Below are 23,583 nucleotides of genomic sequence, written 5' to 3' on the forward strand. Positions count from 1 at the left end.
AACCTGCTGGTAATCTGGGACGGGGCGGCCATCCACCGCTCTCAGATCGTTAAAGAGTGGCTTCATAAAAAGCCGGGCCGGGTTCACTTGGAGCGTCTACCAGCCTACAGTCCCATGCTTAATCCGGTGGAGTTAGTATGGAGCCAGCTTAAACGAGCCTTGAAAAACCGAGTTTTTGCCGATCTAGAATCGTTACAAGGGGCTGTTCTCGAAGAAGTGAATTACTTACAGGCTGATCGAGAGCGCATAAGCTGTTTCTTTCGTAAGAAGGAGGTAGCATTCTTTACGGACTAACTCACAAATCTATAATACTCTTTATTGAATTTATTGTCTTTGTAATTCCTAAACTGTCCTCTTCATTTGAATTCGTGTTATATACAGTTTTACTTTTCTCAATGTGATTTACCGTTCTCAATAAAAAATAGATGATTGCAATAGGTAATAATCCTTGAAATAGATAATTAAAAAGTGCTGGTACAAATAATGTTATTAACTCACCTACCTGTATATAGTTATAAATTGGTATACTGAAAAAAGAATAGTAGATAAGCTGATTAAGATATGCTATCGATAGCACGCCAACAGTAATAAGTGTGATATTATTGCTAAACTCTGTAAATATGGATTTTGGCTGCTGTTGCGTATTTTCTGTCTCGCTCATTAAATTACTTAGAGTTGATGTGCTGATAAATTCGTCCTTGACTTCCAAAATACGCGCACATTAGTAGTGTCAACATTACGCCTAGCCTGTGTAAGGTCATAATTTTCCTGTACCGTCAGCCAAAATTCGACCGTAGTGTTGTCAAAGGCAGTGCCTAAGCCTGTGGCCACTTCTTAAACAGACAGTTTTTGCCTGTTTCCTCGAAAATTCCTTCCAAGGTTTCGCGAATCAGCGCGCCAGGTTGGGCGGGGTCAAATAAAGCCATGACTTATTTGTCCTGTTCTAATGATAGTTTATACGGTTATACTTACTTCATTTTCAATAGCTACACTTGCTTGATTTTCAGTTCTAATTTCTTCGTAAATTGGTATCTCTGATCCCAACACTTCAATAGACACAATAAATGCGTAAGGCACACTCTCAAAATCTTTGTCCCAGCCCTTATGTCCTCTTACGGCAAACGAAAGTTCTTCGGGTAACTGATGCGATTTCAATATAACCCAATCCTTCTGAAGGCTGCTTTGATTTCTGTTAACACCACTAATATTTCCCCAATCACTACGTTCTCTAATCTTCCATTGGATCGTTTGTGCTGAATCTTTATTTTCATTCTCCCTATTCATCCCCTCTTCTGATTTGACCGCACGCTCAGAAAAAGCATCAAAACTATCGTTCAGTCTGGATGATGTCCAGTCTAACCAAGTCCCTAAATATGACTTTAGTCGTTGCCTAGTCCTTCTAACATTTGCTGTATAAGACAAAGTCACTTCGATTAGAACATCAAATTCGTTTCCTGGATTTCTCAAAGACTCAGGGATGCGCAATGAATAAAGGTGAGCTGAGGTAGCTACAATAGAATTGGTATCATAAAGTGTCACCCGATGATCGGAATTCCGAACTACCCTCTCCAAAGAAGGTAATCCATAACCCAATTGTCTGATTCCATCTGTAGTAGGGTGATAAAATAAAACGCCAGGAAGACGCGCTCCCTGAACCAGTAGGGCTCGAATCAAATTAACCCCTTCATCCGGGTAAAGACGTTTTAAAATGGAAGCAATGTGCGTAACCTTCGGAGTACTAAAAGAAGTGCCTACACTTGATTTGCCGACAGCAGAACCACCGTGAAGGGTCGATTGAATCAATTCTACAGAAGTATCGAAATTTGATGCAATACTGGACAACCCGTTTTTTGAAACTACTATTCCACCACCATATTCCACAAGGTCAGGTTTTATATGTCCCCAAATTCCATAACCAACTCTGGAATATGCTGAAACACTATTTTTCGCTGCAACTGATTTCCAATCGGTATTCTCAAAATCAATATGATCGACTGATCCTACCGAAATAGCAAAACTGCTTTGAGCAGGGTTAGCTATGCGACAGAATGGGCTGTCTAAATAAAGCGGATAATTTGTACCCTTCTCTAAATATACTTTTACAGAGGGAAACGGAATATTTCCAACTGATAAAATGAATAATATATCTTTGTGTAAGCTTATCTATTACCGCTGCCCAAGAAGACATATGCTTTAGTCTAAAAGGCGTTTTTGAGGCAACGGAAAGGTTATAGAGTTTGCAGTCTTCGTTACCGTCAACAATACGCTGCATCAGATAAGCAGGATATCGATCCTGCAAGCTGTTATTTTCATCTAAAACCCTCAAATTTCGGATGTAACAAGGTAAAGCATATTGTCCTCTCACAGAAGAAACTCCACTTGGAAAAATTATGGCTCCGGCAACCTTGGTACCATGCCCACCACCTCGAACATGATCAGCCGTTGATGTGTCATGATCTAAATAGGAAACAGATCGCCCATGATCTATTGCAGCATTTAAATACTTATGCCCTTCCATAATCCCGCTATCAATGACTCCTACGATTGGAGCACCTTCGGTGGGCGGCAAAATTTCAAGTTCATCTCCTTCCGTTTCTTGTCCATCTGTTTCCTCCACCGAGGCTTCATCTATTTCAACGACTTCGAAAACGAAAGGATAGTTTTCAACTAAGTCTTTCAAGCCTTTACCTGATATCTCGACTTGAGTACCAAAGCTGTCTCCCAGTTCAACGAGACTGCTTAGAAAAGTGCCGTAAAAAGAAATAAAATTTTCGAAGTGATTTTGCCTATCCATCAAGGCATCGTCTCTTTGCTCCTGATGCTTCAGGTACTTCTGCAGTCTTTGCTCTCCACCCCTTTTAGTAGGATCAGGTCTCGTACCTAATGGTTTTGCGAAGGCAATAGAAACCTCTAGTTTGAAACGATCATCGTCTCTTATTTTAACCCATTTCGCAAATAATTCTTCTGACAGAATATGCTTGGCACGCCATTCTTTTCTGTTTCCATCAATAATTTGCCAAAGGTCAGCTATTTTGGCCGTTGCGTGATCCTTTTGGATAAAACCGGCTATTTTTTCTTCAAGGGTCCTGAAGTTATCAGCTGATGCCCCAATTATATAACCATCTTCTTCTTCAGAAATAATCTCAATTCCAAAGGCTTCAAGATCAAATGTAGGAAGGAGTAAGCTCGGATTTATTTGAAAAAAAACTGTGACTATATCTTTGTCTAATGGAGCTAATTCATTTTCTTCCCGTTCCGAAAAATCCCTTTCCCAATTAGATTTTATGTCAGCAACCCATTGCTGCAATTTTCCTGAATGCCCTTGTCTGTCGGCCTTGTTTTTTTTGGTTTCAGGCGGTTCTTTACCACCTCCTAGTAATGCTGCTAAGCCCGTTTTTCTAATAACAAGTTTTAAGTGAGCAAATTTTTCCATTCTTATTTAGTATGATCCACATTTTCAAGGAACGCAGAATCTATATCATCTTTCGATATCTCTGACCTGAGGTTAATGATGGACTTTTTTGCTGCGTCATTAGCTATCTTCACTATGATTGCGTAAGAAAGTCCTACCATTTTCTCAGAATATTCTTTTAAGTTTATTTGCTTATTTATCTTTAAAGCAGAAAATGATATTTTCAGTAGATTTTCAATGTCAAGTTCCTTCGGCTTTTGAAATTCAACGATGTCATCAAATCGTCTGAAAAGCGCCTTGTCTAAGCTGCTTTCCAGATTTGTTGTAGCGACCAATATCCTTTCCCCATCGTATTCTTCCAAAAGTCCTAATAATACGTTTACTATCCGATGAATTTCACCCACCTCATTCGATGATACATTTCGCTGCTTTCCAATAATGTCAAACTCATCAAGCAGCACCACGCATGGGTAGTCTACTATACTTTCGAATAGGCTTTTTAGGTTGGAGGCAGACTCCCCCAAATAGGACGAGATGATTGAGTCAAAACGTACCTTGTAAAATGGCAGTCCTAAGTCCCATGCAATTCGTTCTGCAGCCATTGTTTTGCCACAGCCCGAAGAGCCATAAAACAATATTTTTCTTCTCGGCTTTAAGCCATGATGTGCTAATCGTTCTCGGCCTAAATGTTCTTTCTCAATACGAATGATTTTTTTTTCGACATCCTCAGAAAGTACCATCTCATGGCGTAGATAGTCATGCTCTATGTGTCGAGCAAGAGGAAGCTTATATCTTCTATCAACAGGTACTTTATATTCGCCATCTTTGATCAACTTGAGGGCTGGGCCATTTTGCGCAACTTTCTTCTCCTTGTTGACTAAAATAGAATTCAACCTTTCAGCTAATTTTCCATGTCCTTTTTGCTTTTCTTCCTCAATTATACTATATGCAACCTTAAATAGAGGAGAATTATGATCCCCCTCCATAGATTTAAATAAGCGCGTTAACAGTTCCTGATTCATAACTTCACAAATTATACCAAACTATATTGAAAAAAAGCTAACATTATTTTCTCTTATACTGCTTACATTTTTAACAATTTATTTAGGCAAATCATCCAATTTTAAACTATTTATTGTCAAAATTTATTAAGTCAAATACCTGAAAATTAAACACTTATTCTCATTCAATATCATTTATGTCTTTCCTAGTTTACAATATCAAACCAGTTTATTGTATAAGATCAATACACTAATTTTGAAGGTAAATACAAATAGATCATATTACAGATAGTCTTTAAATACAAGTTAGGCTTCAGTTTCCTAAGCCGTACTTAAACTCTATATCGTCGAGAAATTTGGATTTAGGCCCAACACTGGTTATCATGATTCAATCTCTTACCCGAGTACAGGTAAAACAGAGATGATCTTGCCTAGTTTATAATCATTTTCTAGATCGGCGTAATCATGATCGCATCAATGCAATTGCGACAGAGTAGGGTCAGTTAACCTTTAGCCATTAAAATAACTATTGGCTCCAAAGTGATCCTGAATGTATAAGTACAGTTAGTGCGAAAGATACTACAATAATTCCCTGACCCCACTCATACGTATTCAAGTTATATTTTCGGTAACTCTCGCCGATCAGTCGTATAACATGGAATTCTACTTTCGTGCTTCGTCTACTATTTGTGATGTGTCCTTTGAGCGACAAGCATATGTCTGCCCGTTAGTTTTAAATTCTTTCAGATTGGAACCAAACGTATATGGATGTCCGTTAGAGCAATAGTATCTAACTATCTATCCGCTATGGGAATGGCCAATCAGGCACCGGGAGCCGAAGTCGAAAAATGTCAAGTAACTGGACTAAAGGCCAGTTACGATTTTGATAGCAAATCCACTCGTTACGATGGGCTTGAATATCAGATAAAGGAGTTGAACCCTCATGTTATCATCAGAATACCTTACACCTATGTAGGTGACGATAGATTGAAAAATGGAGTTGATATCGAAGTAACAAAACAGCGCATACATGATTGTAAAGAACCTTATTACAATATTGATTTCAACGATATTCTCTTTCACGGTGGAAAACCGAAAGGCTGGGACACAATATCAATTTAATCAAGCTGAATTTTGGGCATGTCACGCCAGTCCGTTGTAAAATTCGGGCTGCGCCGCTCAAATTTTGGTTGCCAGTCATGGCTTGTTTTCTGCGCGGCAAAGACAACCGTATCACGGCCAAACTTACCGTTTAGACAGTCCATCACTTCTGACAGGTCTTTCAACTTTGCGCGGTCGGTCGTGTCGAATATACTACTAAGCTTTACGGTAGCAATCAACCAAGCTAAATTTTCTATGACTAATATCAATTAATGGTTACGCTTGATTTATCTTATAGGGAAAAGAGGTGATAAATCAGCAACCTCCTTGCCATCCTGTAACAGGATTTCCCGATACTTCACCAATGTCATCGCCCGAATGTCATCTGGCGTTATCTCATCAGGAAAGCGGTACGTATCATCGGCCATAATGTCTCTCAGCCACATTTCGGCGATGAGCGAATGTTCAAGTTGCGGTTCGTAACCCAAGAATCGTATCAGCCTTTCTCTGACAGCACACCCATAAGGCGCATAGGTCTTATGAAAGTTCTGGTATATTTCCTCATCGTAGGTCAGGCAGGTGTTATGCTTCATGTCAGCGTTACGAATCAATTTAATATGCTCTTCCAATTGATCCAGGAACTCATCCCCAGCAATAGCACTCTGCCAGTAGGCTTGAATCAGCGCACGCAAATAGGGCTCATAAGGCAGCATCACATTGTCGGGTGGAAGGTAGCCCAGATTAATTTCGATCAGTTCACGCCCGGCCTCTTTCAATTCAGGCAATGTTGTCGCATCAACGATCAGATCGTCCCAATGAACGGCATGTAAATTGCCTTCGGTCACAGCCTCGGCGAAATCGGCCTCGAACCGTTTGGCATCACCGCTGTAGCGTTCACTAATGATTTTCTGTTGCCAGGTCATTTTTATTTCCAAGCCAATAAAGCACCACTCGATTTTCTTATATTAGCATAAGTATTCTGATTTTCAACGAAAAAATGACAATGAGATGGGTCAGATAGGGGATAATGAAGGGACATTTCCTGATGGATACGAACACGTCCAGGAACGCCTGAACGAGACAACCGAACGTCTGCAACAGATAGACGACCAGATTAAAAACATCCCAAAGGAACAGGGGCACACCTTACGATACAATCCACCGCATTTCATTGGACGGGTCGTACCGGGGAGCCGTGCCCGAACTATAGCCGCTTTAAAAGAAAGACAGGATCAGATCAAAGAAGACACATTGGCTAAAACGGAAGCCGATACGCGACAGGGAGACAATAAGGCGGGCAGGGTCGTTCGGGACAATGTGCGCGAAGCCCTTTTTCCTAACCCCTACCGGACGTTGATGAAAGAAGAGCGTCTGGACGAAAAAGGCGTCCGTAAAGAGATTGAACAATCTCAGGACTTTATGGATGCTGAATTGGTGGCAAAAGCAGCTGAACGCAAGGAAGCCTTAAAACAGACAATACAACCTGAAAAGCAGGATAAGCAAGCCCTCAAACAACAGGATAAGACAGCAATGTCCATGTCGGCGCGTTTTTCGCTGTCGCTAGGTTATACTAAAGCCACTGAAAAAACAGATCGCTCACCTGCACCGTCCCATGATCGGCAGCCAGAGAAAGACCGTGATTAACAACTCCTATTTTTCAGGTTCAATGTCACGGCCTCTGGTTTTGGTCGGTGGGTTTTGTTCTCGTGCCGGACGCTCACTTTTTAACCAGGAGGGCAAACGTTCCTTGAGTTGCTCCGTCTGGTACTGTTTGCGTCCGTCTTTGAATCCAACCAGACGGATGAAATCACTATCAATATTGGCTAATTTCTCGGCCAGTTCCGGTTGATGCTGAGAGATTGTATATCCCTCATTAAATCCTTTCAGATAGTCCAGTTCAACTTTCTCCTCGTCTTCCATAGCTAGAATGTATTTCGGGCGTTTTGTTCAAGATAAGCTTCGATTGAATCTCGGTCGTAAAGGATAATCTTCTTTTGTGGCTGTGAGAACCTGATTTTCCCCTCGTCTCGCAACTTCTGTAAAGTCGTCTTTGATTTGACGTTCAGGAACTGCATTGCCTGATCGTCAGAAATCCACTTGTCTTGTTTAGAAGCATTTTTCTCTTTGAGCCTGAAAACAACTTGTTCTATCAGGGCATAAAAAGCTTCGTCTTGAAGACATATAACTTGCATCTGAACAGAATTTAATATTGGTAAAATCAGGATAACTATTTTCCTAGCACTAATTTAGCATTTTGTTTTAAATTTAGTTTACCGTTTTGTCTCAAAGTTTGGGCATAAGCTGTATAGTTATCAGGAACTACAACTTTGTGATTTTTATTGATTTGTACTTTATTATTTATTGTAGGAATTTGTTGACATGTCCAAAGAGTTGGATCGTTCCAATCACCTGATCTCAAACTTTCATATACCGCACATGGATCATACAAAACATATTTGTCTTGAGCAATTAAAAATTCTTCTTCATTAGTATAAGGTGATTTATAAGTTTGTTTTACTTGAAGAATTAACTCCCTATCTGTTAATTTTACGACCTCTGCTGGTCGACGATCGCCTTCAGCCCACAAACCGTTATTACCTTCGAATTTCCATGTACGAGAAAACGCGTTTCCTTCAACATCTGAACCACTGCCTGTACCATCTTCATTAAAATACATTTGTCTGTTGTCTAAATTCATTCGGGAAAAATTTCCCCGAGAATATAAAACCAAAGTCCCCTTATCCGGATTATTTGGCCTAAGGACACTGGATTCATCCAACCTCCAACGCTTAGAGTACAATTTATCCCAAACAATCGGCTCCTGTGCAAATGCACTTAAGGCAAATAAAATAGAAACAACAAAAAGTAAAATTATATTTCTCATCTTTGAAACTTCTCGCCATACTTGGATTTTAATCGATCATCTACACTTCTAAATATATTATCACCAAAATTTGCATTAATCCATGCAACATCTGCGCCTATATCACTTAATCCCTCACCGATAGTTATAACATAAATTTTATCACACATTTGAATAACTTTCCTGACAACTCTACCTGGTGAAAATATATGGTCAGATAATGTATAATTCATGGCAATATAATTCGACCTATCAATATAAGTCATAACTGGATTTGATAATGTAAATACTCCTTCATTTGCTTTAATTAAACTTTCGATAAGCAAAGCAGGTAAGTTAACAACACCACACGATACGACGCTTTTATTTTTAGGCGAATAGTTTTTATCAACATCGAAAAAGTCTATTCCAGGTAGATCTGATGGGATTGGTGTAATAAATTGATTCTCACTTATCATTGTGTTGAAAACATTCTCTACAGTGCAGTTTGGGTCGACAGATTTATCACAAATTTGTGTCTCTACGGGGAAATTATGATAGAGAGATATTGGGCCTGGATCAGAAGGTCTTTTTATATCTTCGATCCTCGCAATTTGATTTGCAAACTCATCAGGTATACAATCATCAGATGGAGGAGTGTATGAAATGCCTCTTTCAAAATCACTGGGATCGCTAATACAGGCTCCATTAAGGGCACTGCATAAGACACGATAATTGGCCCCTCCTGCTCCTATACGTTTTCCATCCTTGCTACCAAAATAAAAATTTTCGTTAGGGTTGTCCCGACAAATGACTTCATTCCATCGATAATCATAGCCTTCTTTGTTTGTTGGGCATCCAGTGGCAATAAAGTTTACTGAACCTGGGCTAATATATCTTTCTACTGATAAAGATGGGGTAGGCGGCTTGGGAACAACCTCAAATTGATATATGTAAGTCCTTTGTTGTATATAACTTTTTTCTGTTGTTGTGCATCCTTCTGGAATGTCAACGTCAACTGGACTATTACAAGTAATTGTAATCTCTGCGCTCTTTTCGGCTTTAAAAGTATACAACCAAACTTTAATGTAATTTATGCCATCATTTGTATAGGTTCGCCAAACTCTACGGCTTATAGGATTACCGCCAGCTACCTGGATATTTTCTGACCTGTCTTCTGCCCGGTAGGGTACCGGACTAGCGCAATATCGTGAACCGAATGTTATATGAAAACATGAAAATTCATCCAACATGCCTATCTCAAAAATCTTCCCTTCACAAAACGGCCCTAATTGGTGAATTACTGGGTCAAACTTACCTTGTGCTAAAATAGCATATGAACAATGCAAACATATTATAACGGAAGCAGCAAATTTCCCCCAAGTCATCTTGATTCGAGATTAAGATGTATAATTAAATATCGTCAAAACATTTAAAATTACTTATATTTCTCAGGAAAGATAATATCAGTTCCATAGAGAAATTCCCGGAAGTGCTTGATATAGTTTTCGCCCGCTTGTATCTGCTTTCTTTCTGAATATTGTTGATAAACAGTGTGTCTTATGCAAATCTTGTGCAAACAAAAAAGCACTTACAAGATAAAACTTGTAAGTGCTTGATAATCAAGTGGGAGTTGACGGGTTCGAACCGCCGACCCTCTGCTTGTAAGGCAGATGCTCTGAACCAGCTGAGCTAAACTCCCTTTCTTTGTGTTTGGGAGTGCAAATATAGGCAGTTAAACCGTCTTTATGCAAGTCCAAGCCAGAAAAAAATTAAAGTTTTTTGTAATTATCTGATAGCCAATAGTGAATCAGCTACTCGAAATTCAAATATAAAGTGAATGAATGCGTTGTGAGTCGGTTGATACCAATACCCGCCGAATTAGTAGTGGGTTGATAAAGGTTAATGAGACCATGAGAGAAACGAAGTTCGGGAGCAAACTTGAAAAATTCGAAGAACTGATCAAACCCGATACCATATTCTATCGCAAAATCCATGGTGCCCATGCTGAGCCGACTGGCGCCTATGGCTTCTTTTTTACGTACGTTACTTTCAATACTGAATGTACCCCCCGCCAATAAATACATACGAGAGTTGTTACGTCGTTCGGATTTGTATTTCAGTAGCACTGGAAGATCAATCCAGGTAGATTCTCGAAGTTCGGTTTTTGACGCGCTGTTGGGATAATCATACGTTATTTCGCGACTGAGGAGCGAAACCGAAGGTGTCACCCGTAAATCGAAGCGATCATCCAGATAAGCATTGATGAGCAAACCCACCCGAAAGGCTGGCCTGTTGGGCGAATAGATCCGGTAAGCCGAATCAGCATTCAAAAACGATGGGCTATGACCAACACTGAAACGAGTGACAGGAGCTGCGAAGAAAAAACCATAATGAATGGTTTTGTCATCGTAGCGTTCAAGGTGCTTACGGACGTATTTGTACGATGTCTGAGCCTGACTTTCAAGTGCAACCAGACTGAGTATGATGGCTATGCCGACATGCGCCGAATACTTAAAAACGGAACGTATCAGGACTTGGCCAGCTTGTGACCTATGTAAATTGATGCAACGCCGAAGGTGAGCGGTATCCATTTGGTGTTGGTAAATCCTGATGCTTCATAGATACGTAGAAAGTTGGAGCCGTCGGGGAATGCCTGCACAGATTCAGGCAGATATGTATATGCCGACGCGTCTTTGCTTACTACACGCCCAATGAGCGGCAGGATGGTACGGGAGTAAAAACTGTATAGTTGTTTAAACGGAAATTGGCGCGGGTTCGAGAATTCCAGCACTACGCACACCCCCCCAGGACGTGTTACGCGGTGCATATCAGTCAAGCCTTTAAGCAAATTCTCGAAGTTGCGCACACCAAACGAAACGATGACAGCGTCGAATTCATTGTCTGCGAAGGGCAAACCTTCTGAATCACCCGCCCGCATTTCAATTATATGGTCGAGGCCACGCTTTTTCATTTTCTCTCTGCCAATGGCCAGCATGCCCTCTGAGATGTCGACACCAATAATTTTTTTAGGCTTTAGGGTCAATGCTTCGATAGCGAAGTCTCCCGTTCCACTAGCCACATCCAAAATAGTCTGGGGAGCAAAAGACGGTGTCTTTGATGTTCGGAGTTCACGAATCGCCCGTTTGCGCCATAGAATGTCAATCCCACCACTCAATACGTGATTCAGTAGATCATATTTTGGCGAAATAGTATCAAACATCTCCGCGACTTGGTCGCGCTTGGAGGTGTCTTTGTCTTTATAAGGGACGACGGCCATGTTGAAAGAGCAAAAGAATGAAAGAGCGAAACCGGATTGTCGGTGTAGAGCGAGTAAAAGGCGCTTATAAACCGCTCTTTCATTCGCTCTTTCGCTCTTTTACAAAGGTAGTGCGATAACAGTGTGTTCTCGGCGAAAGTTTGGCATTTCGTTGGGCAATGCGTAGTTTCGACTTAGTGTCATTCTCTTCATACAACCTGATTCACTATGTCTCCCTTCATTCTTGCTGCTGTGCTGGCCTTTGCTTCTTTTACGACTCATTTACCCGCTGATGATGACCCAATTGTAAAAAAAGCCCGTAAAATTCATAAACAGGTGCTGACGCTCGATACACACGCCGATGCACCGATTATGATGCAACAACCCGGTTTTGATGTTGGTGTAGCGCATGATACCAAACGGGACCAATCGCAGATTGACTTTCCACGCATGAAGCAGGGCGGTATGGATGCTATGTTTTTTGCTGTCTATACATCGCAGGGACCACGTACTGATTCAGGTCATGCCGAAGCCAAACGGAATGCATTGAACCAGTTTGACTTGATTCATAAAGCTCTGAAAAAATACCCCAATCTAGCCGAACTTGCTACGTCGCCTGCCGATGCCTACCGGATTAAAAAAGCAGGCAAACGGGCAGTTTTTATTGGTATGGAAAACGGGTATCCGATTGGAAATGATTTGGCTATGCTCAAAACGTATTACGATCTTGGTTGCCGGTATATCACGCTCACCCACTTTGCTAATAACCTCATTGGCGACTCCTCTACTGATCCTGATGGGCCGATATACGGCGGTTTGAGCGACTTCGGTAAGAAAGTTGTGCCTGAGATGAACCGACTGGGTATTCTGATCGACGTATCGCACGTGGCCGATAGTACGTTCTATGATGCCTTAGCCCTGTCAAAAGCGCCCGTTATTGCCTCTCACTCCAACTGCCGGGCCTTGTGCGATTTCCCCCGTAACATGACCGACGACATGATCAGGGCTATTGCCGCAAAAGGGGGGGTAGTCCAGGTGAATTTTGTGAGTGATTACCTCAAAAAGCCATCCGATGCCCACCGGGCCGCTAAAACTAAAATTCGCATGTCGCGGGTAGGCAAGGTAGCCACACCCGATATGGAAACTCGCATAGCTGCACAAAGCGATTCAGTATCGAAACTCTATGCCTCGGAACGGGCCAGTTTGTCGGATATTGCAGACCATATTGACCACATTGTTAAACTGGTTGGCATCGACCATGCAGGCATCGGCAGCGATTTCGACGGGGGCGGTGGTGTTAATGGGCTCGAAGATGTAAGTCAGATTGAGAATCTAACGGCTGAACTCGTTCGTCGAAAGTATTCCGAAGCGGATATTGCCAAAATCTGGGGGGGCAATCTGCTACGTGTGCTGGGACAGGCAAAGGTGGCGCAGTAACTATCATGACAAAACTTTAATTTCGCTTTCGTTGTGCGTCTGCTCATCGGAGATTTACGTAGAAAATCTCTTCCAGGTGGTTTGGGAAAGTGACGGTAAAAATGCAGCGGGTTCAGCTTTAACGTAGCAAAGGCCAATCTATGGGTCTGTTAACGTCATAAACGCTAATCTTGCTTTTGCCAATGAATCGCTCTGACTTTCTGAAAACGTCTGCTCTTGCTGGTGCTTCGCTTATTACCGATCCCGTCCAGGTTCGGGCCTTTATTACCCGTCAACCGGCTCAGAAATACCGTACGGCGGTGATTGGGACGGGCTGGTGGGGTGGTAATATTCTGCGTTGTGCTGTGCAGGCGGGCCAGTCGAAAATCGTTGCGCTCTGCGACGTAGACACGCGCCAGCTTCAAAAGACCAGCGATGAACTCAGCAAACTAACCTCTGATAAGCCTAAGCTTTACCGGGATTATCGGGAAATGCTGGCGACCGAAAAGCCCGAGATTGTTATTGTTGCCACGCCCGATCACTGGCATCCGCTTGCCGCTATCGCAGCCATGAAAGTGGGAGCACACGTTTATGTTGAAAAGCCAATTTCGCATACCATTAATGAAGGCAAGGCAATGGTAAAAACGGCTCGCCAAACGGGACGCATTTGCCAGGTTGGCATGCACCGGCGTGTATCGCCCCACAACGTTTCAGGCATGGAATTTCTGAAATCAGGCAAAGCGGGTCAAATTGGGATGGCACGGGCCTTTGTCTACTATGGGGGTGGAGCCGGTCAGCCCACGCCCGATGGTGACGCTCCCAAAGAAATGGACTGGAACATGTGGTGCGGACCGGCCCCGTTACGAGCCTATAATCCGGCGATGCACCCCAGAGGCTGGCGTAATTTTCTAGATTACGCCAATGGTACACTTGGCGATTGGGGTATTCACTGGCTGGATCAGATTCTGTGGTGGACAGATGAAAAGCATCCACGCAAAGTTTACTCCACCGGAGGTCGGCCTATTAGAAAAGACAGTACCGATGCGCCTGATCACCAGGTTGCTACGTACGAATTCGAAAACTTTACGGCTATTTGGGAGCAACGGGCTTTTGCGGGCAATACCGCCGAGAAGACGCATCCACAACAAGCTGTAGGCGTATATTTTTACGGGACTGAAGGTACGTTTCACATGGGCTGGCTGGATGGCTGGACTTTCTACCCATCAGACCCGAAAAAGCCAGTTATTCACCAGGAACCCCAGCTCAATAAACCCGACGATCAGAACATCGCACAACTTTGGGATAACTTTCTCGATAGCATTAAAACCAATAAACTGCCCATCTGCGACATCGAAATTGGTCATCGCTCTACCAATATGGCCCTTCTGGGTATGTTATCCATGAAACTCGGACGTAGCGTTGAGTGGGATGGGAGTCAGATCCCCAACGATCCTGAAGCGAATAAACTGCTTAGCAGAGCCTACCGGGGCGAGTGGCAGTATCCGACTTAAAACCTAAAAGCTCCGCGTCATTTTGACGCGGAGCTTTTAGGTCAGTTGCCAATACCTCATGCTTATTCTAAACTATCTTATCCAAGAAAATAGGTGCAAATTTAATGTTAAATATACCATTCGCTACGTTTAATAAATAACAACGGAATTTTACTAAATTTTAACAAATAAATAATTTACATATTAGTAAGTTTAGGAATTATTTTAACTCTAAACTTATTTATTTCCGTGAAACTGATACTAACTGACGAAGAAATGATTCGTCACTACCTGCCAAGTCAACCTGACCAATGTTTTGAAGCTCTTTACGAACGCTATGTTGGTAAGGTTTACCGACGATGTCTACACATGACTAAGGACACCGAAAAAGCGCAGGATTTCACCCATGACATATTTATTAAAGCATTTGACAAACTGAATGCTTTTCAGGAACGCTCCAGTTTTTCTACCTGGCTTCATTCGATCGCCTACAACTATTGCTCAGATCAGCTACGCCTGGCGAAACGGTTTACTACGATGAGCCTCAACGAAAACTTCGAGCAGAATTTACCTGACTTCAGGGAAGACGCCAGGCAGGAAGAAACGCTTCAGTTGTTCCAGCGGGCATTTGCCAGTCTTTCTCTTCAGGAGCAGACCTTACTTAGGTTGAAGTATGAAGAAGGAATCAGCGCTGAAAAAATTGCTCAGATCTACAGCCTGAAACTCAGTACGGTAAAGATGCGAATCAAACGGAGCCGGGAGAAATTACAACGACTGTGTTTGATTGAACAAGTAAACTAATTGCTGAACATTAATCAACGTAGCAGTTAGAGAACAATCGAAAAGCTATCTCAGCGAAGCGTATCAAATCCGCTGAATTAGCTCCGCTACCTTGTGAACTTCCCGACCCATAATGTGGTCAATAATGGCTTGTGCATGTTCACGACCATTTTCAATAAAAACCTTCTCCGTATAGATTCCGGCCATTACGGTACCACAAACATACAAGCCTGGCACGGTGGTCTCAAAACTCTCCTTGTTGTAGACGGGAACCTGCGTAACCGGGTCAAGCTCGATCCCACAACGACGCAGTAACTCAGCGTCAGGAATATAACCCGTCAGTACGAACACAAAATCGGCTGGCAATTGGCTTTCTTCGCCCGTCTTCAGGTTATTGATCGTTACTGTTTTTTCGTCGATGTGTGTCACACACGAATCAAACACCGTTTTTATCCGACCTTCCTTCACCCGGTTTTTGACATCCGGCACAAGCCAGTATTTCACCGTGTTGCGGAAATCTTCACCCCGATGCACAATCGTTACGTTTACATCGTGCCGGTACAGTTCTAACGCTGCTTCGACTGCCGAATTCGACGCACCAATGATTACTACGTTCGTAAACGAGTATTTAAACGGTTCGTCGTAATAATGCGAGACGTGCGGCAGATTTTCGCCCGGAATATTGAGCCAGCGCGGCCGGGTGAAATAGCCTGTGGCCATAATTACCTTGTGAGCGTAGTATTGGTCACCAGCTTTGGTGTTAATAACAAACACGTCCCCCTCTTTCTGAACATCCCAAACTTCCTGAAATAACTTGAAATTCAGGTGATAGTAGGCGGCTGTTTTTCGGTAATATTGAAGAGCCTCGTTACGACCCGCTTTTACATCCGAAATGGCAAATGGCAACCCGCCGATTTCAATATTTTCGGCCGTTGAGAAAAAGCGCATTCGGCGAGGGTATTGCCGAATAGATTCGGTCAAACTCCCCATTTCCAGAATCAGATGACTCAGCCCTGCTTTAGTGGCTTCGATACCAGCAGCCAGTCCACAGGGGCCACCACCAACAATAATAACGTCGTAAACTTGCATGATTGTAACGCGGACGGTCCCACGACGGCTGGTGCGCCGATGCGATACCGTGCCGCTGCCGTGAAAACCCGTGCTTTATAAATACAACTGGCGGGTTTCCACCCGCGCTACGTTTCTAACAGTTATAAAGGGCTCAAAGGTTTAATTGAATCTGCCTTTTTTACCAGATGAGGAATTCGCCGGGACAACGAGGGGTTTTCCGTATATTTACCTGACGTACCGCCCGTCTTCAGTCCGTGGAAAACCAGACCTATTCACTCTTTTCGTCAACAGATGTCGAGGAAGTAACCTTCTTCGCCGATTTAATTTTACCAATTCCCGTACCGAGACTGTTCACCTATAGGGTGCCCCGTGGAATGGCGGAGGTGCTCAAAATTGGCGCCAGAGTTATTGTACCTTTTGGCAAAAACAACGGTCGCGTGCTCACGGCGGTAGTAGCAAGGCTCCATAATTCACCACCAACAGCCTATCAGGCGCGGTATATCAGCGAAGTTTTAGATGAATACCCATTTGTAACGGGTTATCAATTAGAGCTTTTCAGGTGGATGGCCGAGTACTACATGTGCTGCATTGGTGACGTCATGAACGTAGCGCTGCCATCAGGTCTGAAAATTTCGAGTCAGTCAAAGGTGCAGTTTAACCCTGACTTCGATTATCCTGAACTGCTCACCGAATTTGAAGCAACCCTGTTAACCGAACTCAAAAAACAGTCAGCGCTATCCTACGAAGAGTTGGGTCGCTTGGCAGGAGCAGGCAGTAACGTACCGGCGCTCATTAAATCGCTGGTGGGCAAAAAGGCCGTTATTGTCTTTGAGGAAGTCAAGGAAAAATACATTCCAAAAATGGTGCGGAAGGTACGTCTGCACCGCAATTATGAGGAACGAGAGCAACTATTAGTCCTGCTGAATCGGCTGGAAAAACTGCCTAAACAGCAGGAAGTCGTGATGAGGTATCTGAGTCACGTTCCCATGCAGCGGAACCCGGAACTGAACCAGAAAGGACTGGATAAAACTATTCTGAATCAGGATGATGAGCTTTCACAATCATCGCTAACAACACTCATCAAAAATCAGGTTTTTGAAGCCTTTGAGATTATTCAGCCCCGTTTCTCGGACAACCTCGCCCCACAGGCCGAAATTCGACTGACCGACAGCCAACGTTCAGCCTCACAGCAGATTATGGCACAGTTCGAGAGTCAGAACATTGTGCTGCTACACGGCATTACGGGCAGTGGTAAAACCGAAGTGTATATCGACCTGATTCAGCAAGCCTTGTCCGGCGGTTCACAAGTGCTTTACCTGCTGCCCGAAATTGCGCTGACCACTCAGATTGTGGTCCGTTTACAGCGCGTTTTTGGTGATAAAATGGGGATTTATCACTCCAAATTCTCAGATAATGAGCGCGTTGAAGTCTGGAAAGGTGTCGTGTCCGGGCAATATCAGTTTGTGGTTGGTGTACGGTCGGCGGTATTTTTACCATTCGACAATCTCGGCTTGATTATCGTAGACGAAGAACACGAAACCAGTTATAAACAACACGATCCGGCACCACGCTACCATGCCCGCGACGTAGCAATTATGCTGGCACACTGGCAGCAGGCGAAAGTTTTGCTAGGATCAGCCACGCCCTCACTAGAAACCTATTACCAGGCCAAACACGGGCGCTACGGCCTGGTGGAATTATTTCAGCGTTTCGGCGACGCTACGTTGCCAACCATTACGTTGGTGAATACCCAGCAGGAGAAAAAGCAGAAATCGATGAAAAGTGAGTTTTCGTCCGCTTTGCTCAACGCGCTGGAGATGAACATGGCGCGCAAAGAGCAAAGTATCCTGTTCCAGAACCGACGCGGTTACTCGCCCTACATGCAGTGTGAAGACTGCGACTGGACCGCCGAATGTCCCAACTGCGCCGTTAGCCTGACGTATCACCAGCGTGATGCCGAATTGCGCTGCCATTATTGCGGTCATAAAGACGCGGTTCCCCGCATCTGTCCAACCTGTGGCTCCACCAAAGTCAAAACGATTGGCTTCGGCACCGAAAAGCTGGAGGATCAGTTGCAGATTTTCTTTCCGCAATCGCGGGTGCTACGTATGGATTTAGATACCACGCGCGCCAAAAATGCCTATCAACAAATTATTCAGGAGTTTGAAGGCGGGCAGGTCGATATTCTTGTTGGCACTCAGATGATTACCAAAGGATTAGACTTCGACAATGTCAGTTTAGTGGGCATTTTCGATGCTGACCGCCTTATTCATTTCCCTGATTTTCGAGCTACTGAGCGGGCATTTCAAATGATTACGCAGGTGAGCGGCCGAGCCGGACGACGGGCGGGGCGACACGGCACCGTGCTTATCCAAACCAGTAATCCACAGCAACCGATTCTGCAAAAAGTGATCGAAAACGATTACAAAGGCTTGTATGAAGAGGAAATTCAGGAGCGTCAGAATTTTAGCTATCCGCCCTTTGTACGACTAATCAAACTGACGGTTCGGCACGCGGATAAAGCCATCAGCCATCGGGCCGCCGAACGCCTGGCCGCTGAATTGACCGACGCGCTGGGCAGCAGTCGCGTATTGGGACCCGAAGAACCCCTGGTCGAACGTATCAGAAACCAGTTTCTGTTTGATATCCTGGTTAAAATTGAACGCGACAAAGTGAACGTAAAAGCGGTAAAAACGTACATCCAGGATCGTATCAACGACATTCTGACTGACAAAGGACTTCGGCAAGTGAGCATCGTAGCCGATGTGGATTGTTTATGAGTGCAGATTTACGGATTGTCTATTACCTGCTCAGCAAACCACGCCCGACATTCATCTAAATTCGACTGGCCGGAGGCTACTTTCAGGATAAAGTGATATAAGTCATCCGGAGGCAGGCTGTAGTTCAAACGCTTACCATTAAGTTTCAAAAACGCAAGGGCGGCTTCAAGGCCCGTGCGTTTATTGCCGTCCGAAAAAATATGATTGCCAATAATGTTGTAGCAGTAGACCGCAGCTTTATCTGTCAAAGTCGGGTACATCGGTTCTCCAAACAACTCAGTCTGGACAGCTTCAACTAAATAATCGAGGTTTTCCTCATGCAGAAAGTTATGCGGAGGCATAAAATTGCCCCCGTGTTCAACTACAGTACGTCGGTTAATAAAGACAATATCTTCTTTGTCTAGATAAATCATGCCAATGCCCTGAAGACAGCTTCGTATTCGGCAAAGTCCTCATTTACAATCTGCTCCAAACGTTGACGCTTTATTCGTTTCAAATCATTGGCAATGTCGAGCAAAAGCGCTTTTACAAAATCTGGTTCTGTAATAACAAGCTCTTTTAGCGATTTGCTCAGTTGCTCTTTATCAATATTCTTGTCCATAATCTTGTCCGATTAATAGATGTAAAGGTAGTCAGTTTGTTTGTACGTTTCTGTAGGAACGCTAGCCAGCTTGGTGGATATGATTCATTTAGGAATGCCTAAAAAGTACTGACTTATTTATAGAAGGATTCAACCTATTATGGCCTCGGCATTACTCTTCCGTAAAATTTCCATTAATTCCACCGTTTATCCTGCCATCCGGTTATTTTTGCACCGGCTTCCGGCCGATTTTGCCCAATTTTCCCCGTCCTATGTCAAAGAAAACCAAGATTGTGGCCACTGTCGGCCCAGCTTCCGATACGAAAGAACAATTGCTGGCATTAGCCAAAGCAGGAGTAAATGTTTTCCGGCTTAATTTCTCTCACGGTACGCACGAAGACCACCTCATGCGGCTCACCCGCATCCGCGAAATCAATGAAGAGTTTAACCTGAACCTCTGCGTATTACAGGATTTACAAGGTCCGAAAATTCGCATTGGTAACGTCGAAAATAAAGATGGGGTAACGATTGTACCCGGCCAGGAACTTGTCTTCACCAACGACGACATTATTGGCACTTCCGAGCGCGTCAGTACGCCCTACAAAAACATGTACCGGGATGTCCATCCGGGCGAGCGTATCCTGATGGACGATGGAAAGTTAGAAGTAAAGGTTCTGCGGACAGAAGGTACCGACGTAGTGACAGAAGTCGTTTACGGTGGCTCCATGAAGTCGAAGAAAGGCGTGAACCTGCCCAACACGAAGGTGTCGATGCCAGCCGTAACCGAAAAAGACTGGACTGATCTTGAGTTTGGTCTTGAACACGATGCCGAATGGATTGCCCTATCGTTTGTGCGGGAAGCCTCTGAAATTCTTGAGATTAAAGAATATATAAAGTCGAAAGGCAAAAAAAGTCGCGTAATTGCCAAGATTGAAAAGCCCGAAGCCATCCAGAATATCGACGAGATCATTGCCGCTACCGATGGCCTGATGGTCGCTCGTGGCGACCTTGGCGTTGAACTGCCCGCCGAAGAGGTGCCAATGATTCAGAAGATGCTGGTGGAGAAATGTAACAAGGCTGCCAAGCCGGTTATTGTCGCTACGCAAATGCTGGAGAGCATGATCGACGCGCCCCGCCCAACCCGTGCCGAAATTAACGACATTGCCAACTCGGTGATGGATGGAGCCGATGCGGTTATGCTTAGCGCCGAAACGGCCTCGGGTAAATACCCAATTCTGGCCGTTGAAGCAATGTCAAACACGATATTGCAGGTGGAAACAACAACCGACAAGATTTATTATCGCTATCACGCGCATGTTAATGAGCAACCAAGCGAGAACGTCATCAATGATAACGTAGTGATGAGTGCCTGCCGACTGGCCCGCGATACCCACGCCAAAGCGGTTATTGGTATCACGAATTCAGGTTACACCGCCGTTCGGCTGTCGCACCACCGCCCCAAAGCTGATCTGCTGGTTTTCTCCAATGATTCGCAACTGCGGAACACGCTCGGTCTATATTGGGGCGTTCAGGTGATGCCATATGAGCCTGATATTACGCTGACAGTTGATCAGACGGTGGAAGGGATCAAACAAATACTTATTGGGCAGGGCAAGCTGGTGTCTGGTGATATTTTCATCAATACACTCAGCATGCCTCTGACACAGTCTCGCCGGACGAACACGGTGAAACTAAGTACAGTCGATTAAAAAAAAGTCGCTGGTCGGTAGTCAAGAGTCATTAATACGTAGCGTTTTGTACTAATGACTCTTGACTACCGACCAGCGACTTTGTTGAACATCTAAAAAGCCGCGAAACCAAGGGTCATCGCGGCTTTTCCGTTCTCACTGAAAATGAAGAACTTTAGCTGTCTGTGTGAATTTGATAACTCACACAGACAAATATTTATGCTTTTCCCGTTTTCGGCTCTTCGGCAACCGGTACTTCAGTAGCGGCTACATTTTCTGCCTTTTCTTCTATAGTCTCCTCAGCCGACACCTCAAAAATTTCGGGTGCGTACTGACTTAGGATACCGTACCAGGTAATGAGTTTTTTGATATCAGTGGTACGAACACGTTCACGATCATAGTTCGGAACGACCGACGCCATGAAATCAGCTAGTTGGTCATTCGTCCCTTTGGAATCGATTGGCAACGAATTGCTGTATTTGTCGCTAATTACTTTTAGTACGTCTCCAAGTGATATAGATTGCTCCTCGCTATCGTCATCAACGTAAATTGAAATATCATTCAGAACCGATACACGAGCCGTTGGGCCCATCATCGTTTTGGCTTTTTTTTCGTCTAACGACTCGACAATAACGCCAGCGCGGCCAGGTTTAAGAATTCGGTAAAGGCCGCTGTAACCGGCAACGTTGGCAATCTGTTTTAATGCTTCCATAGAGGTACTGTGTAAATTGGTAACGCCCGTTTTGGCCGACGTATTGCCTTTTTAATGGTGAAAGAGCGAAAGAATGAATGGAATCACCAAACTGAAAGGTGATATGACACTTTCAGCTTTTCGTGATATTCCAGCGATCTGGCTTCACCTTGTTGTTGTTTTTGTATTCCTCATTTAACGGCCGGATGAATGCCAGAATATCTTCACGGCCAGCGGCTGTGATAGCCGATGTTATGAAAAACGGTGGCATTTCTTCCCACGTTTCGAGCAATTTAGCGCGATACGTATCAATAATGGCCTGAAGTTTTACTGGGCCAAGTTTTTCAGTTTTAGTGAACGCAATGACAAATGGCAAGCCTCGCTCTCCTAAATTAGCCATGAAGTCAAGGTCTAGTTTCTGAGGTGCAATTCGGGCATCAACCAGTACGAAAATACACAACAGGTTCGGGCGGCTTGTCAGGTATCCGTCGATCAAAGCCGCAAATTTTTCTCGATCGGTCTTGCTTACCTGAGCATATCCATAACCCGGTAAATCCACTAAATACCATTCATTATCAATAATAAAATGGTTGATTAGCTGTGTTTTACCCGGTTTGCCCGAAATTTTGGCTAACGACGAGCGTCCCGTTAGCATGTTGATCAGCGACGATTTACCAACGTTAGAGCGCCCAATGAATGCATATTCCGGTCGGTCAGGTTTGGGGCATAGTGCCGGATCAGAATTACTAACAAAAAATTCAGCTTGTTTAACAGGCATGGCAGTATTAACTAAAACGACCTCAAAGTTCGGAAAGATTATGCAGAATGGCACACTGTTTGTACCTTGCCATTTTGAATCTGTCCGTTAATTATGTTTGGCAAACAGGCCTCTGACGGAAACGAAAATTGCCTTCTGGTACGTTATACACACGAAAAACCACTAAAAAGACCACCGGTACGCCGGTTTGACTATGAAAAAAGTATTTTTTCTATTGACTACCCTACTTGTGGGATTTGGTTTCGTCCCGACTAATGCCGCGTATCCGTCAACAACATTGAATCACATTGGCGATGATAAGCGTTCTCCCAAAGAAGATGCCGAGGGCATTCAATTTACCGAGACATCCTGGAAGGAGATTTTGAAGAAGGCAAAAGCCGAGAAAAAGGTGATCTTTTTAGATGCCTATGCGAGCTGGTGCGGCCCCTGTAAAATGCTTCAGAAAAATGTATTCACGAAAAAAGCTGTTGGTGAATTCTACAACGGTAAATTCATAAACGTGAAAATGGATATGGAGAAAGGCGAAGGCCCGGCTCTATCGCAGGTATATCCGCTTGAAGCCTACCCAACGCTGTTGTTCATTGATGCCAATGGCCGCTTGTTGAAAAAGGTTTTAGGCTATCAATCGCCGGAGTCGCTGATTGCCATTGGTAAGAGTGTTAAAGGAGCAGCCATGTAATACGTTGCATGGCTA

Annotated in this window: 26 protein-coding genes and 1 tRNA gene; 9 read left to right on the plus strand and 18 right to left on the minus strand. The window is 43.8% G+C overall.

The genetic code is table 11. The features are described from left to right. A partial coding sequence (locus BM202_RS32090) for a transposase (protein ID WP_317039737.1) occupies window positions 1-294 on the plus strand: 294 nt, incomplete at its 5' end. A gap of 1 nt (window position 295) precedes the next feature. Here BM202_RS32090 and BM202_RS37610 read toward each other — a convergent pair. The 4 genes from BM202_RS37610 to BM202_RS32110 form a co-directional block, all read right to left on the minus strand. After that, the gene (locus tag BM202_RS37610) at window positions 296-661 is read right to left on the minus strand and encodes a hypothetical protein (protein ID WP_093833965.1); all 366 of its coding nucleotides are present in this window, start codon (window positions 659-661) and stop codon (window positions 296-298) included. Between the two features lie 293 nt (window positions 662-954). Then, a complete protein-coding gene (locus BM202_RS38555) occupies window positions 955-2,145 on the minus strand; it encodes a S8 family serine peptidase (RefSeq protein ID WP_317039738.1) in 1,191 nt (396 codons plus the stop codon). Beyond that, window positions 2,033-3,433 (minus strand): S8 family serine peptidase, encoded by a 1,401-nt coding sequence (locus BM202_RS38855; protein WP_218160636.1) that lies wholly within the window; start codon window positions 3,431-3,433, stop codon window positions 2,033-2,035. Before BM202_RS38855 ends, BM202_RS38555 begins: the two co-directional genes overlap by 113 nt. 2 nt (window positions 3,434-3,435) lie before the next feature. Next, on the minus strand, window positions 3,436-4,434 hold the full coding sequence (locus tag BM202_RS32110) for an AAA family ATPase (protein ID WP_093833967.1): 999 nt from the start codon (window positions 4,432-4,434) through the stop codon (window positions 3,436-3,438). Between the two features lie 786 nt (window positions 4,435-5,220). Here BM202_RS32110 and BM202_RS32115 point away from each other — a divergent pair. After that, complete coding sequence (locus BM202_RS32115; RefSeq protein ID WP_093833969.1) at window positions 5,221-5,535, plus strand: hypothetical protein; 315 nt, start codon at window positions 5,221-5,223, stop codon at window positions 5,533-5,535. Here BM202_RS32115 and BM202_RS32120 read toward each other — a convergent pair. Both BM202_RS32120 and BM202_RS32125 read right to left on the minus strand, forming a co-directional pair. Continuing rightward, window positions 5,532-5,699: a DUF4113 domain-containing protein gene (locus BM202_RS32120; RefSeq protein ID WP_218160637.1), complete on the minus strand. Its 168-nt coding sequence runs from the start codon at window positions 5,697-5,699 to the stop codon at window positions 5,532-5,534. The two genes, BM202_RS32115 and BM202_RS32120, sit on opposite strands and share 4 nt — an antisense overlap. Window positions 5,700-5,801: 102 nt before the next feature. Further along, window positions 5,802-6,437, minus strand: coding sequence for a hypothetical protein (locus tag BM202_RS32125; protein ID WP_093833973.1), 636 nt, complete (start codon window positions 6,435-6,437; stop codon window positions 5,802-5,804). An 85-nt stretch (window positions 6,438-6,522) separates the two neighbouring features. Between BM202_RS32125 and BM202_RS32130 the strand changes: the two genes are divergently transcribed. Then, window positions 6,523-7,158 (plus strand): hypothetical protein, encoded by a 636-nt coding sequence (locus tag BM202_RS32130; protein WP_093833975.1) that lies wholly within the window; start codon window positions 6,523-6,525, stop codon window positions 7,156-7,158. A 6-nt stretch (window positions 7,159-7,164) separates the two neighbouring features. On the opposite strand, the gene BM202_RS32135 is transcribed toward BM202_RS32130, so the two are convergent. From BM202_RS32135 to ubiE, 7 genes are all read right to left on the minus strand, one after another. After that, on the minus strand, window positions 7,165-7,434 hold the full coding sequence (locus tag BM202_RS32135) for a hypothetical protein (RefSeq protein ID WP_093833977.1): 270 nt from the start codon (window positions 7,432-7,434) through the stop codon (window positions 7,165-7,167). A 2-nt stretch (window positions 7,435-7,436) separates the two neighbouring features. Continuing rightward, on the minus strand, window positions 7,437-7,706 hold the full coding sequence (locus BM202_RS32140) for a helix-turn-helix domain-containing protein (protein ID WP_093833979.1): 270 nt from the start codon (window positions 7,704-7,706) through the stop codon (window positions 7,437-7,439). A 35-nt stretch (window positions 7,707-7,741) separates the two neighbouring features. Next, window positions 7,742-8,398 carry a hypothetical protein gene (locus BM202_RS32145; protein WP_093833981.1) on the minus strand — a complete coding sequence of 219 codons (657 nt, stop codon included), beginning with the start codon at window positions 8,396-8,398 and terminating at the stop codon, window positions 7,742-7,744. Beyond that, window positions 8,395-9,744 (minus strand): hypothetical protein, encoded by a 1,350-nt coding sequence (locus BM202_RS32150; RefSeq protein ID WP_093833983.1) that lies wholly within the window; start codon window positions 9,742-9,744, stop codon window positions 8,395-8,397. Before BM202_RS32150 ends, BM202_RS32145 begins: the two co-directional genes overlap by 4 nt. Window positions 9,745-9,983: 239 nt before the next feature. Further along, a tRNA-Val gene (locus BM202_RS32155) sits at window positions 9,984-10,058 on the minus strand. 112 nt (window positions 10,059-10,170) lie between these two features. Next, entirely contained in the window at window positions 10,171-10,950 is a 780-nt protein-coding gene (gene porT, locus BM202_RS32160; protein ID WP_093833985.1) for a type IX secretion/gliding motility protein PorT/SprT, read from the minus strand. Then, entirely contained in the window at window positions 10,887-11,636 is a 750-nt protein-coding gene (ubiE, locus tag BM202_RS32165; RefSeq protein WP_093833987.1) for a bifunctional demethylmenaquinone methyltransferase/2-methoxy-6-polyprenyl-1,4-benzoquinol methylase UbiE, read from the minus strand. The genes porT and ubiE overlap by 64 nt, the downstream gene beginning before the upstream one ends. Before the next feature lie 207 nt (window positions 11,637-11,843). Between ubiE and BM202_RS32170 the strand changes: the two genes are divergently transcribed. The 3 genes from BM202_RS32170 (at window position 11,844) to BM202_RS32180 (ending at window position 15,322) form a co-directional block, all read left to right on the plus strand. Further along, entirely contained in the window at window positions 11,844-13,052 is a 1,209-nt protein-coding gene (locus tag BM202_RS32170) for a dipeptidase (RefSeq protein WP_093833989.1), read from the plus strand. Window positions 13,053-13,234: 182 nt separating this feature from the next. Continuing rightward, window positions 13,235-14,542: a Gfo/Idh/MocA family protein gene (locus BM202_RS32175; protein ID WP_093833991.1), complete on the plus strand. Its 1,308-nt coding sequence runs from the start codon at window positions 13,235-13,237 to the stop codon at window positions 14,540-14,542. 228 nt (window positions 14,543-14,770) lie between these two features. Beyond that, a complete protein-coding gene (locus BM202_RS32180; protein WP_093833993.1) occupies window positions 14,771-15,322 on the plus strand; it encodes an RNA polymerase sigma factor in 552 nt (183 codons plus the stop codon). A gap of 63 nt (window positions 15,323-15,385) precedes the next feature. On the opposite strand, the gene BM202_RS32185 is transcribed toward BM202_RS32180, so the two are convergent. Next, window positions 15,386-16,390 (minus strand): YpdA family putative bacillithiol disulfide reductase, encoded by a 1,005-nt coding sequence (locus tag BM202_RS32185; RefSeq protein ID WP_093833995.1) that lies wholly within the window; start codon window positions 16,388-16,390, stop codon window positions 15,386-15,388. Between the two features lie 236 nt (window positions 16,391-16,626). Here BM202_RS32185 and priA point away from each other — a divergent pair, with 236 nt between their 5' ends. Then, window positions 16,627-19,152: a replication restart helicase PriA gene (gene priA, locus BM202_RS32190; RefSeq protein ID WP_093833997.1), complete on the plus strand. Its 2,526-nt coding sequence runs from the start codon at window positions 16,627-16,629 to the stop codon at window positions 19,150-19,152. Between the two features lie 8 nt (window positions 19,153-19,160). Here the strand turns inward: priA and BM202_RS37935 are convergent, their stop codons facing one another. Both BM202_RS37935 and BM202_RS32200 read right to left on the minus strand, forming a co-directional pair. Next, entirely contained in the window at window positions 19,161-19,565 is a 405-nt protein-coding gene (locus BM202_RS37935; RefSeq protein WP_093833999.1) for a type II toxin-antitoxin system death-on-curing family toxin, read from the minus strand. Beyond that, a complete protein-coding gene (locus BM202_RS32200) occupies window positions 19,562-19,753 on the minus strand; it encodes a hypothetical protein (protein WP_093834001.1) in 192 nt (63 codons plus the stop codon). The genes BM202_RS37935 and BM202_RS32200 overlap by 4 nt, the downstream gene beginning before the upstream one ends. 251 nt (window positions 19,754-20,004) lie before the next feature. Between BM202_RS32200 and pyk the strand changes: the two genes are divergently transcribed. Next, on the plus strand, window positions 20,005-21,441 hold the full coding sequence (gene pyk, locus BM202_RS32205) for a pyruvate kinase (RefSeq protein ID WP_093834003.1): 1,437 nt from the start codon (window positions 20,005-20,007) through the stop codon (window positions 21,439-21,441). A gap of 196 nt (window positions 21,442-21,637) precedes the next feature. On the opposite strand, the gene BM202_RS32210 is transcribed toward pyk, so the two are convergent. Both BM202_RS32210 and yihA read right to left on the minus strand, forming a co-directional pair. After that, window positions 21,638-22,132 carry a DUF5606 family protein gene (locus BM202_RS32210; RefSeq protein ID WP_093834005.1) on the minus strand — a complete coding sequence of 165 codons (495 nt, stop codon included), beginning with the start codon at window positions 22,130-22,132 and terminating at the stop codon, window positions 21,638-21,640. A 112-nt stretch (window positions 22,133-22,244) separates the two neighbouring features. Next, window positions 22,245-22,889 carry a ribosome biogenesis GTP-binding protein YihA/YsxC gene (yihA, locus tag BM202_RS32215; protein ID WP_093834007.1) on the minus strand — a complete coding sequence of 215 codons (645 nt, stop codon included), beginning with the start codon at window positions 22,887-22,889 and terminating at the stop codon, window positions 22,245-22,247. 193 nt (window positions 22,890-23,082) lie between these two features. Between yihA and BM202_RS32220 the strand changes: the two genes are divergently transcribed. Next, on the plus strand, window positions 23,083-23,568 hold the full coding sequence (locus tag BM202_RS32220) for a thioredoxin family protein (protein ID WP_093834009.1): 486 nt from the start codon (window positions 23,083-23,085) through the stop codon (window positions 23,566-23,568). The last annotated feature ends 15 nt before the right edge of the window (window positions 23,569-23,583 follow it).

It is taken from the genome of Spirosoma endophyticum (genome assembly GCF_900112365.1).
GTDB classification, from domain to species: Bacteria; Bacteroidota; Bacteroidia; order Cytophagales; family Spirosomataceae; genus Spirosoma; species Spirosoma endophyticum.